General features: G+C 67.0%; 20 protein-coding genes and 1 tRNA gene. 15 read left to right on the forward strand and 6 right to left on the reverse strand.

What is annotated here, in order from left to right:
* The first annotated feature begins 3 nt into the window (after window positions 1–3).
* The 7 genes from ACSJJU_RS07990 (at window position 4) to ACSJJU_RS08020 (ending at window position 7,226) form a co-directional block, all read left to right on the forward strand.
* Window positions 4–1,599, forward strand: a complete 1,596-nt coding sequence (locus ACSJJU_RS07990; RefSeq protein WP_435914818.1) for an NADH-quinone oxidoreductase subunit M — start codon at window positions 4–6, stop codon at window positions 1,597–1,599.
* Between the two features lie 7 nt (window positions 1,600–1,606).
* Window positions 1,607–3,058 carry an NADH-quinone oxidoreductase subunit NuoN gene (gene nuoN, locus ACSJJU_RS07995; RefSeq protein WP_435914819.1) on the forward strand — a complete coding sequence of 484 codons (1,452 nt, stop codon included), beginning with the start codon at window positions 1,607–1,609 and terminating at the stop codon, window positions 3,056–3,058.
* Window positions 3,051–3,776 carry a biotin--[acetyl-CoA-carboxylase] ligase gene (locus tag ACSJJU_RS08000; RefSeq protein ID WP_435914820.1) on the forward strand — a complete coding sequence of 242 codons (726 nt, stop codon included), beginning with the start codon at window positions 3,051–3,053 and terminating at the stop codon, window positions 3,774–3,776. The genes nuoN and ACSJJU_RS08000 overlap by 8 nt, the downstream gene beginning before the upstream one ends.
* A gap of 4 nt (window positions 3,777–3,780) precedes the next feature.
* On the forward strand, window positions 3,781–4,563 hold the full coding sequence (locus ACSJJU_RS08005; RefSeq protein WP_435914821.1) for a type III pantothenate kinase: 783 nt from the start codon (window positions 3,781–3,783) through the stop codon (window positions 4,561–4,563).
* A gap of 2 nt (window positions 4,564–4,565) precedes the next feature.
* Window positions 4,566–6,212: a ribonuclease J gene (locus tag ACSJJU_RS08010; RefSeq protein ID WP_435914822.1), complete on the forward strand. Its 1,647-nt coding sequence runs from the start codon at window positions 4,566–4,568 to the stop codon at window positions 6,210–6,212.
* 36 nt (window positions 6,213–6,248) lie between these two features.
* Entirely contained in the window at window positions 6,249–6,542 is a 294-nt protein-coding gene (locus ACSJJU_RS08015; RefSeq protein ID WP_435914823.1) for a DUF1467 family protein, read from the forward strand.
* Between the two features lie 276 nt (window positions 6,543–6,818).
* Window positions 6,819–7,226 carry a hypothetical protein gene (locus ACSJJU_RS08020; RefSeq protein ID WP_435914824.1) on the forward strand — a complete coding sequence of 136 codons (408 nt, stop codon included), beginning with the start codon at window positions 6,819–6,821 and terminating at the stop codon, window positions 7,224–7,226.
* Here the strand turns inward: ACSJJU_RS08020 and ACSJJU_RS08025 are convergent.
* Window positions 7,211–8,416: an MFS transporter gene (locus tag ACSJJU_RS08025; protein ID WP_435914825.1), complete on the reverse strand. Its 1,206-nt coding sequence runs from the start codon at window positions 8,414–8,416 to the stop codon at window positions 7,211–7,213. The two genes, ACSJJU_RS08020 and ACSJJU_RS08025, sit on opposite strands and share 16 nt — an antisense overlap.
* 249 nt (window positions 8,417–8,665) lie before the next feature.
* Here ACSJJU_RS08025 and proS point away from each other — a divergent pair, with 249 nt between their 5' ends.
* Genes proS through ACSJJU_RS08045 form a run of 4 tightly spaced genes read left to right on the forward strand, consistent with a single transcriptional unit; the run spans window position 8,666 to window position 12,518 of the window.
* Window positions 8,666–9,976: a proline--tRNA ligase gene (gene proS, locus ACSJJU_RS08030; protein ID WP_435914826.1), complete on the forward strand. Its 1,311-nt coding sequence runs from the start codon at window positions 8,666–8,668 to the stop codon at window positions 9,974–9,976.
* Window positions 9,977–9,989: 13 nt separating this feature from the next.
* Window positions 9,990–11,237 carry a lipoprotein-releasing ABC transporter permease subunit gene (locus tag ACSJJU_RS08035; RefSeq protein ID WP_435914827.1) on the forward strand — a complete coding sequence of 416 codons (1,248 nt, stop codon included), beginning with the start codon at window positions 9,990–9,992 and terminating at the stop codon, window positions 11,235–11,237.
* A complete protein-coding gene (locus ACSJJU_RS08040; RefSeq protein ID WP_435914828.1) occupies window positions 11,230–11,937 on the forward strand; it encodes an ABC transporter ATP-binding protein in 708 nt (235 codons plus the stop codon). Before ACSJJU_RS08035 ends, ACSJJU_RS08040 begins: the two co-directional genes overlap by 8 nt.
* Before the next feature lie 41 nt (window positions 11,938–11,978).
* Window positions 11,979–12,518, forward strand: coding sequence for a phosphatase PAP2 family protein (locus ACSJJU_RS08045; RefSeq protein ID WP_435914829.1), 540 nt, complete (start codon window positions 11,979–11,981; stop codon window positions 12,516–12,518).
* 252 nt (window positions 12,519–12,770) lie between these two features.
* On the opposite strand, the gene ACSJJU_RS08050 is transcribed toward ACSJJU_RS08045, so the two are convergent.
* Window positions 12,771–14,099, reverse strand: coding sequence for a hypothetical protein (locus ACSJJU_RS08050; RefSeq protein ID WP_435914830.1), 1,329 nt, complete (start codon window positions 14,097–14,099; stop codon window positions 12,771–12,773).
* A 261-nt stretch (window positions 14,100–14,360) separates the two neighbouring features.
* Here ACSJJU_RS08050 and ACSJJU_RS08055 point away from each other — a divergent pair, with 261 nt between their 5' ends.
* Window positions 14,361–14,498 (forward strand): hypothetical protein, encoded by a 138-nt coding sequence (locus ACSJJU_RS08055; RefSeq protein ID WP_435914831.1) that lies wholly within the window; start codon window positions 14,361–14,363, stop codon window positions 14,496–14,498.
* Window positions 14,499–14,548: 50 nt separating this feature from the next.
* On the opposite strand, the gene ACSJJU_RS08060 is transcribed toward ACSJJU_RS08055, so the two are convergent.
* A tRNA-Ala gene (locus ACSJJU_RS08060) sits at window positions 14,549–14,624 on the reverse strand.
* 297 nt (window positions 14,625–14,921) lie between these two features.
* Window positions 14,922–16,292, reverse strand: a complete 1,371-nt coding sequence (gene trmFO, locus ACSJJU_RS08065; protein ID WP_435914833.1) for a methylenetetrahydrofolate--tRNA-(uracil(54)-C(5))-methyltransferase (FADH(2)-oxidizing) TrmFO — start codon at window positions 16,290–16,292, stop codon at window positions 14,922–14,924.
* 233 nt (window positions 16,293–16,525) lie between these two features.
* Between trmFO and gyrA the strand changes: the two genes are divergently transcribed.
* Both gyrA and ACSJJU_RS08075 read left to right on the forward strand, forming a co-directional pair.
* A complete protein-coding gene (gene gyrA, locus ACSJJU_RS08070) occupies window positions 16,526–19,195 on the forward strand; it encodes a DNA gyrase subunit A (RefSeq protein WP_435915079.1) in 2,670 nt (889 codons plus the stop codon).
* Window positions 19,196–19,280: 85 nt separating this feature from the next.
* A complete protein-coding gene (locus ACSJJU_RS08075) occupies window positions 19,281–19,559 on the forward strand; it encodes an ETC complex I subunit (protein WP_435914834.1) in 279 nt (92 codons plus the stop codon).
* Window positions 19,560–19,923: 364 nt separating this feature from the next.
* On the opposite strand, the gene ACSJJU_RS08080 is transcribed toward ACSJJU_RS08075, so the two are convergent.
* Both ACSJJU_RS08080 and ACSJJU_RS08085 read right to left on the reverse strand, forming a co-directional pair.
* On the reverse strand, window positions 19,924–20,919 hold the full coding sequence (locus ACSJJU_RS08080; protein ID WP_435914836.1) for an NAD(P)H-dependent flavin oxidoreductase: 996 nt from the start codon (window positions 20,917–20,919) through the stop codon (window positions 19,924–19,926).
* Between the two features lie 227 nt (window positions 20,920–21,146).
* Window positions 21,147–21,605 (reverse strand): cold-shock protein, encoded by a 459-nt coding sequence (locus tag ACSJJU_RS08085; protein ID WP_435914838.1) that lies wholly within the window; start codon window positions 21,603–21,605, stop codon window positions 21,147–21,149.
* Between the two features lie 324 nt (window positions 21,606–21,929).
* Here ACSJJU_RS08085 and ACSJJU_RS08090 point away from each other — a divergent pair, with 324 nt between their 5' ends.
* Window positions 21,930–22,283, forward strand: a complete 354-nt coding sequence (locus ACSJJU_RS08090) for a phage holin family protein (RefSeq protein ID WP_435914839.1) — start codon at window positions 21,930–21,932, stop codon at window positions 22,281–22,283.
* Window positions 22,284–22,297: the final 14 nt, after the last annotated feature.

Genomic DNA, 22,297 nt, shown 5'->3' on the forward strand with positions numbered 1-22,297 from the left:
GGCATGGTCGGCTTTCCTATCCTATCGGCTATGATGCTGGTGCCGCTTGTCGGCGCCGCATGGATCCTGCTCGCTCCGGGCGGGGATGAAGCGGCGCGGGCGCGCAACGCCCGCATGACCGCCCTGATCACCACGCTGGTGGCCTTCGCGCTGTCGGTGGTGCTCTGGCTGAACTTCGACAGCTCGACGGCGGACTTCCAGTTCGTCGAGAACGTGCCGCTGCTCGGCGCCTACTTCTCCTACCACCTGGGCGTGGACGGCATTTCCATGCTGCTGGTGGTGCTCTCGGCCTTCCTGATGCCGCTGTGCATCCTGGCCAGCTGGGAGGCGATCGAGAAGCGGGTGGTGGAGTACATGGCCGCGTTCCTGCTCATGGAAACGCTGATGTTCGGCGTGTTCATGAGCCTGGACATGTTCCTGTTCTACATCTTCTTCGAAGGCGGCCTGATCCCGATGTACCTCATCATCGGCGTGTGGGGCGGCAAGCGGCGCATCTACGCCAGCTTCAAGTTCTTCCTCTACACGCTGCTGGGCTCGCTCTTCATGCTGCTGGCCATGCTGTACATGGCGGGGCAGGCGGGCACGACCTCGATCCCGGCGCTGATGGAGTACGGCTTCGACCCGAACATCCAGACCTGGCTGTGGCTGGCCTTCTTCGCCTCGTTCGCGGTGAAGATGCCGATGTGGCCGGTCCACACCTGGCTGCCGGACGCGCACGTGGAAGCGCCGACGGCGGGCTCGGTCATCCTGGCGGGCGTGCTCCTCAAGATGGGCGGCTACGGCTTCCTGCGCTTCTCGCTGCCCATGTTCCCGGAGGCGAGCCACGCGCTGGCCTGGCTGGTGTTCGCGCTGAGCGTCATCGCCATCGTCTACACCTCGCTGGTCGCCATCGTGCAGGAGGACATGAAGAAGCTGATCGCCTACTCGTCGGTCGCCCACATGGGCTTCGTGACGGTCGGCCTGTTCGCCTTCAACCAGCAGGGCCTGGAAGGCTCCATCTTCCAGATGCTCTCCCACGGTATCGTCTCGGGCGCGCTGTTCCTCTGCGTCGGCGTGGTCTATGACCGCATGCATACCCGCGAGATCGCGGCCTACGGCGGCCTCGTGAACCGCATGCCGCTCTATGCCCTCGTGTTCCTGGTGTTCACCATGGCCTCGATCGGCCTGCCGGGCACCAGCGGCTTCGTCGGCGAGTTCCTGATCATGACCGGCGCGTACCAGGCCAGCACCCTGGTGGCGTTCATCACCGCCACCGGCGTGATCCTGGGCGCGGCCTACATGCTGCTGCTGTACCGCCGCGTGGTCTATGGCGAGCTGACCAAGGAAAGCCTCAAGAACATCCTCGACCTGAACGTGCGCGAGGTGGCAACCTTCGCCCCGCTCATCGCCGTGGTGTTCTGGATGGGCGTCTACCCCAACAGCTTCCTTGCGCCGCTGCATGCGCCGGTGGAGAAGCTGCTCGCCCAGACCACGATCAAGACTGAAACTGCGGCCCCGGCTCAGCCGGCTGCCCCGGTCGCGGCCGAGGCCGCGCCGGAGGCCGCCCCGGCGGAGGCCGCACCGGAAGCAGCGCCTGCCGCTGCCGAGCCGACGGAGTAATAGACCCATGAGTCTTTCTGCCAGTCTGTCCCTTGCACTGCCGGAGCTGGTGCTCGCGCTTGGCGCGATGGCCATGCTCATGGCGGGCGTGTTCTCCGGGGATCGTAGCCTGAAGCTGCTCACCTGGGGCAGCGTGGGTCTGTTCATCGTTGCGATCGCACTGGTGCTGCAAGGCCCGGTCGAGCGCACGGTGGCCTTCAACGGCCTGTTCGTGGTGGATGCCTTCGGCGCGTTCCTGAAGGTGCTGGTGCTGATCGGCGCGGCGGCCTCCGCCGTGCTGGCGGTGCCGTACCTGGAGCAGAACCGGATCGCCAAGTTCGAGTACCCGGTGCTCATCACCCTGGCGACCCTCGGCATGCTGATGATGCTGTCGGCCAACGACCTCCTGTCGCTGTACGTGGGCCTCGAGCTCCAGTCGCTCAGCCTCTACGTGCTGGCGGCGTTCCATCGCGGCAACGCGCGCTCGTCGGAATCGGGCCTCAAGTACTTCGTGCTCGGCTCGCTCGCCTCGGGCCTGCTGCTGTACGGCGTCTCGCTGGTCTACGGCTTCGCCGGCACCACCAACTTCGTCGGCGTCTCCGGCGTGCTGGCGGGCGCGGCGGGTGAGGCCCTGCACATCGGCCTGCTGTTCGGCCTCGTCTTCGTGATCGCGGGTCTGGCCTTCAAGGTCTCGGCCGTGCCGTTCCACATGTGGACGCCGGACGTCTACGAAGGCGCGCCGACCCCGGTGACCGCCTTCTTCGCCGCCGCGCCCAAGGTGGCGGCCATGGGCCTGTTCGTGCGCGTGATGATGGAGGCCTTCCCGGCCATCAGCGAGCAGTGGCAGCTGATCATCCAGGTCATCTCCATCGGCTCCATGATCCTCGGCGCCTTCGCCGCGATCGTGCAGACCAACATCAAGCGCCTGATGGCCTACTCGTCCATCGGCCACGTGGGCTATGCGCTCATGGGCCTGGCCGCCGGCACCCAGGCTGGCGTGCAGGGCGTGCTGGTCTACCTGGCGATCTACCTGCTGATGACGCTCGGCTCGTTCCTGTGCGTGCTCTCCATGCAGCGCGGCGACGAGCAGATCGAGGACATCTACGAGCTGGCGGGCCTGTCCCAGACCCAGCCGCGTCTGGCGGCGTGCTTCGCCATCCTGATGTTCTCGCTGGCCGGTATTCCGCTGCTGGCGGGCTTCTTCGGCAAGCTGTACATCTTCCAGGCCACCATCGAGGCCGAGCTGTACACGCTCGCCATCATCGGCATCCTCACCAGCGTGGTGTCGGCCTACTACTATCTGCGCGTCGTCAAGATCTGCTACTTCGACGCGCCGAAGGCTCCGTTCACCCGCTACGGCAACGTGGCGACGGCCTCCATCCTGGGTGCCAGCGCCATCCTGTGCTCGCCGGTGAGCTTCCTCTACATCGGCCCGCTGCTGCAGACGGCGGCCAACGCCGCCAAGTCGCTCATTGGCTGAGCTGCTTCACTACCCGGCGGTTGATTCCACCAATGACGAGGTGATCCGTCTGGCGCAAAACGGTGCGCCAGACGGCACCTGGGTGGTGGCGGACGAACAGACCGCGGGCCGCGGCCGGCGCGGCCGCCCCTGGCAGAGCACCCGGGGCAATCTGTTCTGCACCGGGCTCCTCCGGCTGGACGCCGGGGAGGGGCCCGCTTCCCAGCTTTCCTTCCTGATCGCGCTGGCGCTCTACGACACGCTTGCCCAGTGGGTGGCGCCCGAGCGGCTGCGGCTCAAGTGGCCGAACGACCTGCTGCTGGATGGCCGCAAGGTCTCCGGCATCCTGCTGGAATCGGCGGGCAGCGGCCAGCCGGGGGACCGGTGGGTGGCGGCCGGCATCGGCGTCAATCTGGCGGTGCATCCCGAGGACGTGGAGCGCCCGGCCATTTCGCTGGCCGGGGCCGGGGTGACGCCTCCGCCGCCCATGGCCGTGGCGGAGCGGCTGGCGACGGCCGTCGAGCACTGGCGGCGGGAATGGCGCGCCGGCGGCTTTGCCGCGCTGCGCGCCGCCTGGCTCGCCCGTGCCACCGGCCTTGGCAAGCGCATCGAGGTGCGGATGCCCGACGGCACGCTGTTCGGCACCTTCGCGGACCTCGCGGCCGACGGCGCCCTGCTGTTGCAGCTTGACAGCGGAATGGTGAAGGCCATTCATGCCGGCGACGTTTTCGGGATATGAGCCCATGCTGCTAGCGATCGATGTCGGCAACACCAACACCGTTTTCGCCGTAATCCGGGAAGGCAGGGAGATCCTGCACCGGTGGCGCATCTCCACCCAGACGCACCGCACGGCGGACGAATACATGGTCTGGCTGAACCAGCTGTTCGCCATCGAGGGATACGACCGGCAGGCGGTGACCGGTGCGATCATCTCGACCGTGGTGCCGCCGACCCTGTTCAACCTCCAGCTGCTGTGCCGCCGCTATTTCGGGCTGGAGGCGGTGGTGGTGAGCAAGGACCTGGACCTTGGCATCGCCATCGAATACCCCAACCCCCAGGAAGTGGGGGCGGACCGGCTGGTCAATGCGGTGGCGGCCCACGCGGAGCTGGGAAACCAGCACCTGATCGTGATAGACTTCGGTACCGCCACCACCTTCGATGTGGTAAGCGATACCGGTGCCTACCGGGGCGGCATCATCGCCCCGGGCATCAACCTTTCGGTCGAGGCGCTGGTGATGGCATCGGCAAAGCTGCCGAAAATCGCCGTCCAGCCGCCGGAGACGGGGCGGGTGGTCGGCCAGTCCACCGTGGAAGCCATGCAGTCCGGCATTTTCTGGGGCTACGTGGGCTTGATCGAGGGCTTGGTCGGCCGAATTAAAAAGGAGACCGGGCACCCGATGCGTGTCATCGCAACGGGCGGCCTCGGCGTTTTATTCGAGCGACATACGGACGTGATCGAAGCGGTCGATGTGGACCTGACGGTCAAGGGCCTGTCGCTCATCTATCAACGTAATTGCAGGACATAGGCGTGAAACCAGGTGAAGAACTGCTGTTCCTGCCCTTGGGCGGGTCCGGCGAGATTGGCATGAACGTCAATCTCTACGGCTGCCGGGGCAAGTGGGTGATGGTCGATCTCGGCATGACCTTCGCGGACCCGAGCACTCCGGGCGTGGAGCTGGTGCTGCCGGATCTGACCTTCATCGAGGAGCGGCGGGAGGACCTGCTGGGCATCGTGCTCACCCATGGCCACGAGGATCATATCGGCGCGGTGCCGTACCTCGCGGCGGAGCTGGGCGTGCCGCTCTATGCGACGCCGTTCACCGCCGGGCTGCTGCGCCACAAGCTGGCGGAGGAGGGGCTCCTGGGCGAGGTGAAGGTCAAGACCATCCCGCTCCAGGGCAGCTTCGAGCTGGGGCCGTTCAAGTTCCGCTACCTGCACCTGTGCCACTCCATCCCGGAGGGCAACGCGGTGCTGATCGACACCCCCTTCGGCCGGGTGTTCCACACCGGCGACTGGAAGCTGGATGACGACCCGATCATCGGCAACCCCTCCAGCCCCGAGCTGCTCACCGCCATCGGCGACGAGGGCGTGCTGGCGCTGGTGGGCGATTCCACCAACGTGTTCAACACCGAGGCCTCCGGCTCGGAGGGCGGGGTGCGGGATTCGCTGATGCGCCTGTGCCAGGGCCGCCCGGGGCGGATTCTGGTCTCCACCTTCGCCTCCAACGTCGCCCGGCTCGACACGCTGGGGAAGGTGGCCAACGCCACCGGGCGCAACGTGGTGCTGGTGGGCCGCTCGCTCGACCGGATGGTGAAGAACGCCAAGGAAAACGGCTACCTCAAGGACTTCCCCCAGCCGGTCAGCCTGGAAGTGGCGGAACAGGCCGATCCCTCGAGCCTGCTCATCATCGCCACCGGCTGCCAGGGCGAGCACCAGGCGGCGCTGTCGCGCATCGCCCGGCGCGAGCACAGCCACATCAAGCTGGCGGAAGGCGATCTGGTCATCTTCTCGTCCAAGAGCATTCCGGGCAACGAGCTTTCGATCGGCCTGGTGATGAACCAGCTTGCGGCGCAGAACGTCTCCATCATCACGGAGAAGGACGCGCATGTGCACGTCTCCGGCCATCCGGGCCAGCCGGAGCTGAAGCGCATGTACGGCTGGATTCGCCCCAAGATCGCGGTGCCGGTCCATGGCGAGCTGCGCCACATGAAGGCGCACGCCCAGCTTGCCCTGCGCTACGGCGCGGAACAGACCATCGTGCCGACCAACGGCGCGGTGATCCGCCTGGCCCCGGGCGAGGCCAGGATCATCGGCCACGAGAAGGTGGGCCGCTGGGTGCTGGACGGCGACGTGATCGTGCCGAGTGACGGCATGACCATGGTGCAGCGCCGCCGCCTGTCCTACAACGGCTACCTCTCGGCCACGCTTGTGCTGGGCAAGGGCGGACGATTGGCCGCGGACCCGCATATTGTGGTGCAGGGCGTTCCGGTGGAAAATGAGCTGGACGAGTTCGTGGAGGACTGCGCCAACGCCGTGCGGGCGACCGTGGCGCAGGTGGGCACCGCCAACGAGGCGCGGCTGACCGAGCAGGTCCGCATCGCCATCCGCCGTCTGGCCCGGGACTACACGGCCAAGCGGCCGGTGGCGGAGGTGCATGTCCTGCGCGTCGACTGAGCCCGGGTGCAGCAGGGAAGAAAAGGCAGCGAGGCGATGAGCTTGATCTACGGTTTCGCGGTTTACTTCGTCATGTGGTGGATCGTGTGGATCGCCGTGCTGCCGTGGGGCGTGCGCACGGCCCACGAAACCGGCGAGGAGACCGTGCCGGGGCAGGCGCACAGCGCGCCCCAGAACCCCATGCTGCGCCGGAAGGTGCTGTGGACCACCGCCGTGACCACCGTGCTGTTCCTGCTGTTCTGGGCCAACACCCACTACCGCTGGCTGACCATCGACGACCTGCCCCTGCCGTCTGCGGGCCCGGTGCCGGTGACCAGCCCCACGAGCTAAGGGCTGGCGAGCCAAGGGCTGGGAAACCCTCCACATTCAACAGGTTCCAGAACGACAGAAGGGCCCGGACCAGTGGTCCGAGCCCTTCTGCGTCGTGACGAGACTTTTTATAGGTCTTTGAATCTTTTTGTGAATTCGAGCCGATTTTTCGGCTTTCAATTCCCCTGAACCCTGGTCACCATGTAACCCGAGTACGCAGAGGCTACTCAAGGTGTTCTCCATTGTCAGGTGGGGAAACGGCAAACGGGGCCCCCCTCAGCTGGAAAGTGGAACCGTGTGACCTCGCTGCAACATCTGTTCCTCGCTGTCGTGATCGGATCACAGGCCCCCTCGGGTCTGCTTTCCGGTTCAACGGACGCTGACGTTTGTGCCGATGTGGCGCACCGGCCCGCCGCCGATGTGGCTCACGAGCCCGGGCTTGGTGTGGAGACGGAGGCACACCCCGCCATCGATCCCCCCGCCATCGATCCCGGCGCCATCGCCGTGCCGGTGGTGGTGGATGTGCTGCGCGGGCGGAGCGGCCCCCGGCCCCTGCAAGGGGAGACCTGGCTCGGCATGGCAACAACCGACGGGGAGTCGGTGACGCTCGAAGGGCCCGCCTTCAACGGCGGCGCGCCGGTGCGGCTGGGGCCCGACTGCCGCCCGCTGGAGGTGCAGGCCCGCCCGCCTCAGCGGGAGCGGTAGGAGGCGGGGGAGAGGCGCAGGGTCATCCCCATCAGCAGGAGGACGCCCGCGCCCATGGCGACCCAGGCCTGGGTGAGGTCATCGAACCGGTCCCGCAGCATTCCCGCCAGCACCGGCATCAGGCTGGCGATGATGTAACCGCCGCCCTGCACGGCCGCCGCCAGCGCGCCCGCCTCGGCCGGGTCGGAGCGGTGGTCGATGGTGACGATGAGGGTCAGCGGAAACAGCGAGCCGACGCCCACGCCCAGCAGGACGCAGATGAGGGCCGGGGCCACCTCGGGCGCGAGGACGAGCCAGGCGAGCCCGGCCAGCAGGCTGACGAGCACGAGGAAGAGCGGCCCGCGCCGGTCCGGGAACCGGCCGATCCAGGCGGAAATGGCGAGCCCCGCGCACACTTCGGTCAGCGTGATGCCGCCCAGCATGAACCCGGCGGCGGCCGGGCTCCAGCCAAGCGCGGTGTAGTAGGGCGGCAGCCAGGCGAGAAGGAGCGTGAACGCGCCGGTGCCAACGCCGAAGTAGACGATCAGCTCCCACGTCCGCAGCTCGCGCCACAACCGGCGGCGACGGGGCGCGGGCGCACCGGCCGCCGGAAGGCTCCGGCGCGGCTGGGCCCGGCTGGTACGGTGGCTGCGGGCTGCCCGTTGCCATACCAGCAGGGCACCCAGCGCGGGCAGCGCCCAGAAGCCGAGCGCCATGTCCCAGCGCCACCAGCCCGCCAGCAGCGGGGAGGCCGCCGCGCCCACCGCCGCCCCGGCCATGATGGCGGTAACGTAGAGCGCGGTGATCCGGCCCGGGTCCTCCGGGAAGGTGCGCTTGACGAAATAGGGCAGGAGCGCCTGCACCGTCGCGATGCCGAAGCCCGCCAGCACCGAGGTGGCGATGAGCGTGCTTGCGCCCGGCATGTTGAAGCGCAGGGCGCAGGCGGCCGCCACCGCCGCGATGCCGAGGGCGATGCCCCAGCGCTCGCCCAGCCGGTTGTTGAGGGTCTCGCCCAGCAGCGCGCCCAGCCCCATGGCGAGGATGGGCAGGGTGGTGAGCAGCCCGGCCACGGTGCCGTTGATGCCCGTGGCGTCCTGAAGGATATCGAGCAGCGGGCTGATGCCCGAGAGAACCGGGCGCAGGTTGAGCCCGAGCAGCAGAACGGCGCAGACCGCCGCCGTGCGTCCCTGAATGGTGGACAAAAACGACATGACACTCCTACCGGCCGTTACGGGGCCACGCTCTCCCCCATAGGCGGCGCGGGCGGGGGATGCAATACAGCAAATGAGAGGCGTTCGCAAAAACTTGCGTGCAGGGGAAACCCGGTGGGGCAGGGAGGGGACGCGGGAGCCGGCAGCGGCGCCGGGGCCGGTTCCGGGCCCTCCCTCCCGTGCTGGCAGTTGCATGCCATGGCGGGGGCGGGTAAGACCGCAGAACTGTTTGCCACGGAAGACACATCGATGCGCCTCTCACGCTATTTCCTGCCCGTTCTGAAAGAAGATCCCTCCGAGGCCCAGATCGTCTCGCACAAGCTGATGCTGCGCGCCGGCATGATCCGCCAGCAGTCCGCCGGCATCTACGTGTGGCTGCCGCTGGGTCTGAAGGTGCTGCGGAACATCGAGCGGATCGTGCGGGAGGAGCAGAACCGCGCCGGGGCGATCGAGCTGCTGATGCCGACCATCCAGTCGGCGGACCTGTGGCGCGAATCCGGCCGCTATGACGCCTACGGCCCGGAGATGCTGCGCTTCCGTGACCGGCACGACCGGGAAATCCTCTACGGCCCGACCAACGAGGAGATGATCACGGCGGTGTTCCGCGACAACGCCAAGAGCTACCGCGACCTGCCGAAGATCTTCTACCACATCCAGTGGAAGTTCCGGGACGAGGTGCGCCCCCGCTTCGGCGTGATGCGCGGCCGCGAGTTCCTGATGAAGGACGCCTACTCGTTCGATCTGGACCCGGCGGGCGCGAAGCGCTCCTACGACGCCATGTTCGTTGCGTACCTGCGCACCTTCGCCCGCCTCGGCATGGTGGCGGTGCCGGTGCGCGCGCCGACGGGCCCGATCGGCGGCAACCTCTCCCACGAGTTCCACATCCTGGCGGACACGGGCGAAAGCGAGCTGTTCTACGACGCGGCGGTCGAGGAGATCACGCTGAACGAACTGGCGGGCGCGACCCCGGGCTCGGAGATCGTCGAGCGGCTCCAGTCCATCTACGCCATGGAGAGCGAGGAACACGAGAAGGTGGCCGACTGCCCGGTGCCCGCCGACAAGCTGCGCCGCCGCCGGGGCATCGAGGTGGGCCACATCTTCTACTTCGGCCCCAAGTACTCCGCCGCCATGGGCTGCACCGTGCAGGGGCCGGACGGCACGCCGGTGCATCCGGAGATGGGCTCCTACGGCATCGGCGTCTCGCGCCTCGTGGGCGGCATCATCGAGGCCAGCCACGACGAGAACGGCATCATCTGGCCGGAGGAAGTGGCACCCTACAAGGTGGGCCTCATCAACATGCGCGTCGATGACGCCCGCTGCGCCGCGGCCGCGGACGACCTCTACGAGAAGCTGGCCCATGCGGGCGTCGAGGTGCTCTACGACGACCGCGACGAGCGCGGCGGCGCCAAGTTCGCCACCATGGATCTGATCGGCATCCCGACCCAGGTGATCGTCGGCCCCAAGGGGCTGGAGAAGGGCGTCGTCGAGGTGAAGGACCGCAAGACCGGCGCGCGCGAGGAACTGACCATCGAGGCAGCGCTCAACCGGCTGACGGCCTGAAGGGACCGCCTCCATGCTCTCCAGCTATGAGCGGATGATCGCGGCGCGATACCTGCGTCCCATCAAGGGCGAGGGGTTCATCTTCATCGTCTCGATGATCTCGCTGATCGGCATCGCCATCGGCGTCGCCGCGCTCATCGCCGTGATGTCGGTGATGAACGGCTTTCGCGGTGAACTGCTCGACCGCATCCTCGGCGTCAACGGCCACATGCTGGTGCAGGGCTATGACGGGCGGCTCGATGACTGGGAGCGTCTGCGCAAGGAAGTGGAGCGGGCCGTCGGCGTGAAGCAGGTGACGCCGCTCATCCAGCAGCAGCTCATGGCCTCGCGCCGCAACCTGGCCGCCGGCGTCATCGTGCGCGGCCAGACCCCGGCGGACGTGCGCGGCCACTCCCTGGTGGCGCAGAACATCGTCGAGGGCTCGCTCAAGGACTTTCAGGACGGCGAGCCGGTCATCGCCATCGGCTCCAAGCTGGCGGGCCAGTTGCTGGCGCGGGTGGGGGACAGCATCTCGCTGATCTCCCCCGAGGGGCAGGTGACGCCCTTTGGCGTGACGCCGCGCATCGCCAGCTACCGGGTGGTCGCCATCTTCGAGGTGGGCATCTTCGACTACGACAACGCCTTCGTGCTCATGCCCATGGAGACCGCCCAGAACTACTTCCGCATGGGAGAGTCGGTCAGTGGCCTGGAAGTGGTGGTGAACAACCCGGACCGCATCGACGCCACCATCCAGGCGCTCACGCCCGTGGTGCAGCAGCAGGGCGTGATTGTGGACTGGCGCTCCCTCAACCGCTCGCTGTTCGAGGCGCTGGAGGTGGAGCGGGTGGTGATGTTCTGGATTCTCTCCATCATCATCGTGGTGGCGGTGTTCAACATCGTCTCCAGCCTCATCATGCTGGTGCGGGCCAAGAGCAAGGACATCGCCATCCTGCGGACCATGGGCGCCAGCCGCGCCTCGGTGATGCGGGTGTTCATGCTGGCAGGCACCTCCATCGGCGTGCTCGGCACGCTGGCGGGGCTGGCCCTCGGCTTCCTGCTGCTGGAATTCCGCACCGAGATCGTCCACGGCGCCAGCAGCCTGTTCGGCATCGCCCTGTGGAACCCGGAGGTGCGGTTCCTCTCCGAAATGCCGTCCAAGGTGGACCCGCTGGAAGTGGCGGCAACCGTGGGCATCGCCCTCGCGCTGACGGTGCTGGCCACCATCTACCCGTCCTGGCGCGCCGCCAATACGGACCCGGTGCAGGTGCTACGCTATGAGTGATCCGGTCAGCGACGCCGTTCTCAGCGTCCGCCACCTCTCCCGCAGCTTCCGGCAGGGGGAGGCCACCATCCAGGTGCTGAAGGACGTGAACCTCGATGTGCGCCCCGGCGAGATCGTGGCGCTGCTGGGCGCCTCCGGCGCGGGCAAGTCCACACTGCTGCAGGCGGTCGGCCTGCTGGAAGGCGGCTTTCAGGGCAGCATCCGCATCGCCGGTACCGAATGCGCCAGCCTCAAGAGCGGACAGCGCACCCAGTTCCGCCGCGAAAAGCTGGGCTTCGTCTATCAGTTCCACCACCTGCTGCCGGACTTCACGGCGCTGGAGAACGTGGTGCTGCCCCAGCTGATCTACGGCCGCAGCCGCCGGGAGGCGGAGGCGCGGGCCAGCGAGCTGCTGACCGAGCTGGGGCTGGGCCAGCGGCTCACCCACCAGCCCGCCCAGCTTTCGGGCGGCGAGCAGCAGCGCGTGGCGGTCGCCCGCGCGCTCGCCAACGAGCCGGTGCTGGTGCTGGCCGACGAGCCGACCGGCAATCTGGACGAGGAAACGGGCCTGACGGTGCTGGACACCTTCCTCCACCTGGTGCGGGCGCGGGGGTCTTCGGCGCTCATCGCCACCCACAACCGGGACCTCGCCCGGCGCATGGACCGGGTGGTGCTGCTGCACAACGGCATGATCGAGCCGGTCAGCCTCCCGTCAGGGTGACCGGCCAGAAGTCTGAACAGATCAACAGGGAGCAATTCTACATGGCACGCGGCAAAACCCTTACCTGCGCCCTGGCGCTTTCCACCGTGCTCGCCGCCCAGCCGGCGCTGGCCGGAGGCTGGAAGACGGTGGCGGAGGTGGGCCGGGCCGGTCTGGTCGCGGCGGCCTTCGGTGGCGCAGCGGTGCAGGAGGACTGGAACGGCGTTCTCCAGGCGGCCTACAGCGTCGGCATCACGGCGGGCGCCACCTACGGGCTGAAGGAACTCTTCCCCGAGGACCGTCCGAACGGGCGCGGGGACGACAGCTTCCCCTCGGGCCACGCCAGCATCTCCTTCGCCTCGGCGGCCTTCCTCCACCAGCGCTATGGCTGGCAGTACGGCCTGCCGGCCTACGTGGTGGCAACGACCGTGGGTGTCGCCCGCGTCGAGAGCGACCACCACCACTGGTACGACGTGGTGGCAGGCGCGGCGCTTGGCACCGCAACCGCCTTCCTGTTCTCGACCAAATACGACGACAAGGTGCAGCTGTTCCCCTGGGGCGATACCAAGGGCGGCGGCCTCGCCATGAACGTGAAGTTCTGAGATTTTCGACGTTTTCAAGGGGGTCTCGGACCCCCTTGAGATCCCCCATTCCTATTATCGGGCCGCGTTTCCGGAGTGCCCGAATCTCCACATGGCTTTTAATCGGCTTTAAACGCTTATACAGAGGCTTTTGCTTATCTCCGCCAGGGAAAGCGGGCAGGGCTGTTTTGGCGCTGCAAGGGGCCTTCACGGGCGATTACGGGGCATGTCCGATGGCGACCTTGCCCCGTTTCGCTTTCTGCCCGGATGCGATCAGCTTGCGGACGCGGGCGTCAGGTCGGCGGGGAGGGTGGGCTCGGAGAGCACCTGCTCCATGCGCGACCAGCGCTCGGCCGGGTCGGCGGCCTGATTGACGTAGGCTTCCACCATCTGCCTGCCGAGACCGTAGTTGATGACGTAACTGCGGTAGGCGTCGATGAACTTCACCGCCCGTTCGGCCAGGCCCCGGGTCATGAGCTGGTAGCGCTGGGTGAGGTCAACCGCCTGCTCGCGGCTGATGCGCCCGGCAAGATAGTCGGACGCGATGGCATAGCGGGCCGGTTGCAGCGCGTCGGTCAGTTCCTGGAGCTTGGCCAGCGCCGGGGCGGATTTGGGATCAAGCCCGGCGAGGGGATAGAGCACCTCCTGCTCGAACGTCAGCCGCTCCGCGCCCGGGAAGGCGAGTTCGATGCCGAAGTTGGCGCTGCCTTCCGCGATGAACGACTGCGGGCTGTAGAGCGGGTAGACGCTGAACTCCTGCCAGCCGCGCTGTTTGGTCAGCTTTTCCTCCAGCAGCATGTTGTAGACGTGGTGGCCGGGGTAGCCCTCGTGGCAGCCGAGATCGACCGCGCGGTCGATGAACACGGGCAGATCCACGTTCACCTCGATGTGGCTGGTGGCGTTGCCCTTGTACCAGTTGTAGCCGCTCCACGGCTTGTCGGTGACGAAGGCGAGGGTGAAGGTCTCGCCCTCGGGCAGGGCGATGTGCTCCACCGTCCGGCGGCGGCACTCGGCGGTGGCGGCGCGCATCACCGCGTCCAGCTTGTCCTTCGAGACGATGTAGCGGTTGCGGAAGGCCTCGACCCGCTCATGCAGCGGGCCCTTGCCCGGCACCAGCCTGTCGATGTCCGCCAGGATGGGGTCGAAGTCGCTGAGGGGCTGCACCGTCGGCCGCACGGCAAACAGGCTGTTCGCCTCGTCCTCGAAGGGCAGGCGCGTGCCCTCGATCATGTCCAGCCGGGTGCGCACGGCCACCAGCTGCGCCTCCAGAAACCGCGCGCGGCGGGTAACCAGCGGGTCCGCGCCCGCGCCGCCCGCCTCACCGGCGGCAAGCGCCTCGCGCACGGCGGCGATCAGCCGGTCGGCCTCCGTTTTGAGCGCGGCGACCGGGCGGGGGTTGGCCTTGGCCGCCTCGGCCAGATCCGCCGGGCCGTAGTAGGCGTCCACATAGCCGGGTTCGTGCTCGCCCACCTCCAGCACCAGCCGGACGTAATCAGCGGCCACGCCGTCGAGAGTCGCCGCCGGGTCCACAGCCGCGGGCTGCCCGCAGCCATACAATGCCAACAGCGCCGCGCCAGCGAGCAAACCCTGAACCGGTTTCATCCGCGCCCCTTTCCGATAGGTTTCGATGTTGCGATGTGTCCGTGATGCGCGCGAGTGCGCCGGGGCATCCTTGCCGCAGCGCCCGGCCAATGCAACGAGGAAAACGGGTGGACGTAAGGAAATGTCCGCCCGCCATATGGAAAATATACCGAAATATCAGAGGGATATTGACGCTTCTTCACCCGATGCGCGCTAAACTGGGCACCCTGCTTGAAAAGGGTGTGCGCAAAAAAGGCGTGCACAAGAAGGGGAGGCGCAACCATGGAGCCGTCCGCCGCCATCGCCTCGGGCCGGATCAGCAACGGCAACGGCGACGATATCGCCCAAGGCCTTGCCGACTGCGTGCCGGGCCCGCCCGGACGGCCAACGCCGCACGCAAAACCGCCCATCGCCCTGTAATCTCAAAGGCTTAACCGGCTGTGCTGTTCTGGTTTGTCATCGGGGGAGAATGGTGGAGCCGAGGGGAGTCGAACCCCTGACCTCAGCAGTGCGATTGCTGCGCTCTCCCAACTGAGCTACGGCCCCACACCATCGTCAGATCCCGCGGCGGAGAAGTTCGCGCCGAAGGCTTGGCGCATATACGCTGCCCAAAGGCGATATGCAACTGTCTCGATGATGTTTTTGTATCTTTTTTGCAGGGGTCTTGGCCCCCTGCGACCCCGTTCGTTTGTCGCGCCGTGTTTCGCTGCGCGCTGGAAACACGGCCCGATAACAAAGTCTTGAAAGGGCCGTGCGGGGTCTCTCAGGTGCGCCCCAAAAACGAATGGGAGGTGCAGGAGGGGCAAGCCCCTCCTGCGTAAACAAACACCCGAAAACCCGCCCTTACTCGGCAGCCTTCGTTTCGGGCGGGGTGCGGCCGAGCCAGGCGTCCACGTCCCTGAGGGCGCGGGCGGAGAGCTGGGCCTTGCGTTCGTTCTTGCGGACCTTGCCTTCCAGCGGCGGGAACAGGCCGAAGTTGACGTTCATGGGCTGGAAGCTTTCGGCGTCGGCTCCGCCGGTGATGTGGGCGAGGAGGGCGCCGAAGGCGGTGGTGGTGGGCGGCGGCACGACGGGTTCGCCCTTGCGTTCGGCGGCGGCGAAGCGGCCGGCGAGGAGGCCGATGGCGGCGCTTTCCACGTAGCCCTCGACGCCGGTCACCTGTCCGGCGAAGCGCAGGCGCGGGTCGGCCTTGAGGCGCAGGATGCCGTCCAGCACCTTGGGCGACTTGATGAAGGTGTTGCGGTGGAGGCCGCCGAGGCGGGCGAACTGGGCGTTCTCCAGCCCGGGGATGGTGCGGAAGATGCGGGTTTGCTCGCCGTGCTTCAGTTTGGTCTGAAAGCCGACCATGTTGTAGAGCGTGCCCAGCGCATTGTCCTGCCGGAGCTGGACCACGGCATAGGGCCGCTTGCCGGTGCGCGGGTCAACGAGGCCGACCGGCTTCATCGGGCCGAAGGCGAGGGTGTCGCGGCCGCGTTCGGCCATGACCTCGATGGGCATGCAGCCCTCGAAGTAGGGGGTGTTGGCCTCCCACTCCTTGAAGCTGGTTTTCTCTCCCGCCAGCAGGGCATCGACAAAGGCGTAGTACTGGTCCTTGTCCAGCGGGCAGTTGATGTAGTCCTTGCCCTCGCTGCCGGGGCCGGAGGCCTTGTCGTAGCGGCTCTGGAACCAGGCGATGTCGAAGTTGATGCTGTCCTTGTAGACGATGGGGGCGATGGCATCGAAGAAGGCCAGCTCGTCCTCCCCGGTGAGGCCCTTGATGGCCTCGGCCAGCGCGGCGGAGGTGAGGGGGCCGGTGGCGATGACCACGCTCGACCAGTCGGCCGGGGGCAGGCCCGCCACTTCCTCGCGGCGAATCTCGATGAGCGGGTGGTTCGCCAGCGTCTCGGTGACCTGGCGCGAGAAGGCCTCGCGGTCCACGGCCAGCGCGCTGCCCGCCGGCACCCGGGCGGCGTCGCCCGCCTTCAGGATGAGCGAGTCGGCGCGGCGCATCTCCTCGTGGAGGAGGCCGACCGCGTTGGCGGCGGCGTCGTCCGAGCGGAACGAGTTGGAGCAGACCAGCTCGGCAAAGCCTTCGGTCTGGTGCGCATCGGTCATGCGGACGGGGCGCATCTCGTGGAGGATGACGGGCACGCCCGCCCGGGCGATCTGCCATGCGGCCTCGGAGCCGGCCAGGCCGCCGCCGATGACATGAATGGGTTCGTAGCTCTTGGTCATGGCCGCCTATATGCGCTGGCGGCGAGGGCGGGTCCAGTCCCTGCGGCGAGACGGGCCCGCGCGACGACCTGCGACAGGCGTCCTGTGCTAAAAACTGGCAATCTGGCGCGCACTTGTCTACAAGGTGGACCACACCTCTTATGGCTCTATATTCCAGGATTTGAGCGTTGGATTTGACTGAACCGAATTCCTCGGACCCGTCCGATATCCGCCCAATCTCCATCGTCGATGAGATGCGGACATCGTACCTCGATTACGCCATGAGCGTGATCGTGTCGCGTGCGCTGCCCGATGTGCGCGACGGCCTGAAGCCGGTGCATCGCCGCATCCTGTTCTCGTGCCACGAGAACAGCTACGACCACACCAAGCCCTACCGCAAATCGGCCCGTATCGTCGGTGACGTGATCGGTAAGTATCACCCGCACGGCGACTCCCCGATCTACGAAGCCCTCGTGCGCATGGCGCAGGACTTCTCCATGCGCGTGCCGCTGATCGACGGCCAGGGCAACTTCGGCTCGATGGACGGCGACCCGGCGGCGGCCATGCGTTACACCGAGGCCCGCCTCGCCAAGGTGACGCACAACCTGCTGAGCGACTTGGAAAAGGACACGGTCGACTTCCAGCCCAACTACGACGGGCAGGAGAAGGAGCCGGTGGTTCTGCCGGCGCGGTTCCCGAATCTGCTGGTGAACGGCGCGGGCGGCATTGCCGTCGGCATGGCGACCAACGTGCCGCCGCACAACCTGGGCGAAGTGATCGAGGCCTGCCGCGCCTACATCGACAACCCGGAGATCACCGCCGAACAGCTGATGGAGATCGTGCCGGGGCCGGACTTCCCGACCGGCGGCATCGTCATGGGCCGGGGCGGCATCCTCCAGGCCTACCGGACCGGGCGCGGCTCCATCCTGATGCGCTCGCGCACCCACATCGAGCAGTGGGGCAAGGACCGCGAGGCCATCATCATCACCGAGATTCCCTACCAGGTGAACAAGTCCACCCTGGTGGAGCGGATCGCGGAGGCGGTGAAGGACAAGCGGATCGAGGGCGTCTCGGAGATCCGCGACGAATCCAACCGCGAGGGCGTGCGCATCGTCATCGAGCTGAAGCGCGACGCCACCGCCGACGTGGTGCTGAACCAGATCTTCCGCTACACCCCGGCGCAGGCCACCTTCGCCATCAACATGCTGGCGCTGAACAGCGGCCGCCCGCAGCAGATGGGTCTGAAGGACATCATCTCGGCCTTCGTCCAGTTCCGCGAAGAGGTCATCACCCGCCGCACCAAGTTCGAGCTGAAGAAGGCGCGGGACCGGGCCCACATCTTGCTGGGCCTCGTGATCGCCGTGACCAACCTCGACGAGGTGGTGCGGATCATCCGCGCCTCGGCCTCGCCCGCGGAAGCGCGCGAGGCGCTGCTGGCCCGCGCCTGGCCGGTGGGCGAGATCATGCCCTACCTCGAGCTGATCGAGGCGGTGACGCCGGAGAGCCACGGCACCACCTACCACCTCTCGGAAGACCAGGTGAAGGCCATCCTCGACCTGCGCCTGCACCGCCTGACCGCGCTCGGCCGGGACGAGATCGGCGAGGAGCTGCGGCAGCTGGCGGTCAAGATCGAGGAGTTCCTCCACATCCTGCGCGACCGCAACCGCCTCTACGAGGTGATGCGCGAGGAGTTCGACGCCATCGCCGCCGAGTTCTCCACCCCGCGCCGCACCGAGATCCTGGAAGGCGCGATCGAGGACATCGACGACGAGGACCTCATCAAGCGCGAGGACATGGTGGTGACCGTCACCCTGTCCGGCTACATCAAGCGCGTGCCGCTCTCCACCTACCGGGCGCAGCGGCGCGGCGGCCGGGGCCGCTCGGCCATGTCCACCAAGGACGAGGACGTGCTGACCCAGGTGTTCGTGGCCTCCACCCACACGCCGGTGCTGTTCTTCTCCACCAAGGGGCTGGTCTACCGCCTCAAGGTGTGGAAGCTGCCCGAAGGCACGCCGCAGTCGCGCGGCAAGGCGCTGGTCAACCTGCTGCCGCTCTCGGAAGGCGAGACCATCTCCACCATCCTGCCGCTGCCGGAGGACGAGAACGAGTGGGCGAACCTGCACGTCATGTTCGCCACCGCCAAGGGCGACGTGCGCCGCAACAGCATGGACGCGTTCACCAACATCCCGACCAACGGCAAGTTCGCCATGCGCTTCGAGGATGAAACGGCGGACGACCGGCTCATCGGCGTTGCCCTCTGCAACGAGGACGACGACGTGCTGCTGGCCACGCGCGGCGGCAAGTCCATCCGCTTCCCGGTGGACGCGGTGCGCGTGTTCCAGAGCCGCACCTCCACCGGCGTGCGCGGCATGACCCTGGCGGACGGCGACGAGGTGATCTCGCTCACCATCCTCAACGGCGGCCGCGACGTGTCGCAGGAAGAGCGCGAGCAGTACCTGCGCGCCGCGCCGTGGAAGGCCGAACCCGGCGAGACCACCCTGTCGCCCGAGCGCATGGCCGAACTGGCGGCGCGGGAGCAGTTCATCCTGACCGTGACCAGCAACGGCTACGGCAAGCGGACCAGCTCCTACGAGTATCGCACCATGGGCCGCGGCAACCAGGGCGTGACCGCCATCGAAACCTCGGAGCGCAACGGCCCCGTGGTCGCCAGCTTCCCGGTGGACCCGGATGACCAGGTGCTGCTGGTCACCGACCAGGCCCAGATGATCCGCATCGGCGTCGCCGATGTGCGCATCGCCGGCCGCGCGACGCAGGGCGTCACCCTGTTCCGCGTCTCCAACGGGGAGAAGGTGGTCTCGGTCGCCAAGGTGCGCGACGAAAACGGCACCGACGGGGACGAGGCGGACGGCGATATGGCCGCCGAAGCCGATGCCGGAACGGGCGAGGCCCCGGCCGAAGTCTGAGCGTTGACGGGAGGGGCTTGACCTGACGCGCGCCACGCGGCAGGACGGCCCCGAAAAGATCCCCGTATGGGAGGGTTGTGAGAAAATGACGGCGCGTATCTACAAGCCAAGCAAGCATGCCATGCAATCGGGCCAGGCCAAGTACCAGCATTGGGTGCTGGAGTTCGAGCCCTCGGACAAGAAGCGTCCCGATGCACTCATGGGCTGGGCTGGATCGCACGACACCCAAAGCCAGGTGCGCCTGCGCTTCCAGACGCAGGAAGCCGCCATCGCCTATGCCAAGCGCTACGGCATCGATTACGTCGTCATGCCGGAACAGCCGCGCAACCTGAAAATCCAGGCCTACGCGGACAACTTCCGCTGAGACCCGACTTCAGGTCTTCCCTGCAAGGGGTTGAAACAAAACAAAAAAGCCGTCCCGTCCGGGGCGGCTTTTTTTGTTCGGGGATGTCTTGTCAAAGGGGGTCTCGGACCCCCTTTGGATCCCCCATTCGTTTTTCGGGCCGCGTTTCCAGAGGCCAGCCGGAGAGGGGGATAGTCATCGGGCCGCGTTTCAGGTGCGACCCTCGAGAGGCGGCACGGAAACACGGCCCACTCAAACCCTCCAGCACGCACGAATCTGTCCGTTCGCACGTCCCGTCAAACGAAAGGGAGGTGCAGGAGGGACTTTGATCGTATGTGCGCCTCCGCGCACGGGGCCCCTCCTGCAGGAAAATCCAAACCTGACCTTACTCCGCCGCCAAAGCGTCGCGTGTTCCGAGCAGGGCGGCCCTGGCGGCGTTGTATTCCCGTTCCATGCGGTCGATGACGGCGGCGACGGGTTCGACCTTGTCGACGACGCCGATGCCCTGGCCGCAGCCCCAGATGTCGCGCCAGGCCTTGGCGTCCTGATTGCCGCCCGAGCCGAAGTTCATCTTGCTGGGGTCGGACTGGGGCAGGTTGGCGGGGTCGAGGCCCGCGGCCTCGATCGACTGGCGCAGGTAGTTGCCGTGGATGCCGGTGAAGAGGTTGGTGTAGATGATGTCCTCGGCGCGGGCCTCGGTGATGCACCGTTTGTAGCCTTCGGAGGCGTTGGCCTCTTCGGTGGCGATGAAGACGGAGCCGGCGTAGGCGAAATCCGCGCCCATGGCCTCGGCGGCGAGCACGGCGCGGCCGGTGGCGATGCTGCCGGAGAGGAGCAGGGGCCCATCGAAGAACTGGCGGATTTCCTGCACCAGGGCGAAGGGGGAGAGGGTGCCGGCGTGGCCGCCCGCGCCCGCGCACACGGCGATGAGGCCGTCCGCGCCCTTTTCGATGGCCTTGCGGGCGTGCTGGATGTTGATCACGTCATGGAAGACGATGCCGCCGTAGCTGTGGATGGCCTCGTTCACCTCCGGGCGCGCCCCGAGCGAGGTGATGACGATGGGCACCTTGTGTTTCACGCATAGGGCGAGGTCGTGTTCCAGCCGGTCGTTGGAGCGGTGGACGATCTGGTTGACGGCGAACGGTGCGGCCGGCCGCTCGGGGTGGCGGGCGGTGTGCTCCGCCAGGGTTTCCTTGATCTCGCTGAGCCAGTCGTCGAGCAGTTCCTTGGGGCGGGCGTTGAGCGCGGGGAAGGAGCCGATGATGCCTGCCTTGCACTGGGCGATCACCAGCTTGGGGTTGGAGATGATGAACATCGGCGAGCCGATGATGGGCAGCCGCAGCTTTGCCTTGAGGGATTGTGCAATGGTCGGTCCGGTCATGGCATTCCCCTTGCCCGCAGTGATGTTTGTGGGTGCAGGGATTAGTTGAACCGGGAAGGCTTCCCGTGACAAGCGCGATGCTGCTCCCTCCCCGAAAACGCCATTGATCCTGACCGCAGTGCCAGGGCCAGGTCCCGAACGCGGGCCCCAGAACGCTGGCCCCGAAACGAACACGGCCGCCCGAAGGGGCGGCCGTGTCTGTGTTTCCAGTTAAGCTGGATCGAAGCTTAGCTGAAGCGGCGCGGACCACGCGGACCGCGGGGACGGTCGCCGAAGCCACCTTCGCGCTCGCCGCCGAAGCCGCCACCATTGCGGAAGCCGCCGCCGGAGCGCTCACCGAAGCCGCCACCGAAACCGCCGGAGCGCTCGCCGAAGCCGCCGCCCGAACGCGGACCGCTGCGGAAGCCGCCGCCCGGACGATCACCGAAATCACGGCGCGGACGCGGCGCCATGGCTTCTGCTTCTTCCGGCGACGGGCCGCCGATGACCTTCAGGTCCTGCGCGGCCGGCTTGCCCTGACGGGACATGCCGAGTTCGTATTCCACCTGCTGGCCCTCGACGAGGACGCGCATACCGGAACGCTCAACCGCGGAAATATGCACAAAGGCGTCTGCGCCGCCATCATCCGGCTGAATGAAGCCGTAACCCTTTTCAACATTGAACCACTTAACGGTTCCCGTAGGCATCTGTCTTTCCTTCATTTGGTAGTGCCCGATCTTTCGGGCAGTATTTCCGAATGAAAGAAAGCCCTAGATCCGGCGACTCATTTAGCAGACTTTCATGAAACGCACCATAGGCCATGGAGTTACATGGCGGCCGGACGGAGGGCTGTTTTTTATGGTGGAGGCTGGCTCCGTTCGCTACGCTCGGGGCAGACCGGTGGGCCACCGCAGGGCGCACCAGCCTGAAAACGCGGAGAAATCCGCCAGAATAGGCGGCGGGGATCCCCGTCTTCCGCCCCTGCCGGGCGGGGCCTGCGGGGGGGCAAGTGCGGCAAGAAGGAGACAGCCATGCGAGAATTTCTCATCCGGGTGCTCTGCGTGATCGCAGGGCTTTGGGTGGCAACCCACCTGATCCCGGGAATTCATATCGAGGGCACCTCGACCTTCATTCTGGCCGCGGTGCTGCTCATCGTCGTCAATGCGCTGATCCGGCCGGTGGCCATTCTGCTCACCCTGCCGCTGACCCTGCTCACCCTGGGGCTGTTCATCTTTGTCATCAATGCCGCCATGTTCGGGCTGGTGGCGGCGCTGCTGGACGGCATGACCGTCAGCGGCTTCTTCTCTGCCCTGTTCGGGGCCATCGTCGTCGGGCTGGTGAGCCTGGCCGGCATGTCCCTTCTGGGAGCAGACGAGCGCCGGTAACGGCAGTTTGAGAC

This window comes from Pedomonas sp. V897, from assembly GCF_051304405.1.
Classification (GTDB): Bacteria; Pseudomonadota; Alphaproteobacteria; order Sphingomonadales; family Sphingomonadaceae; genus Pedomonas.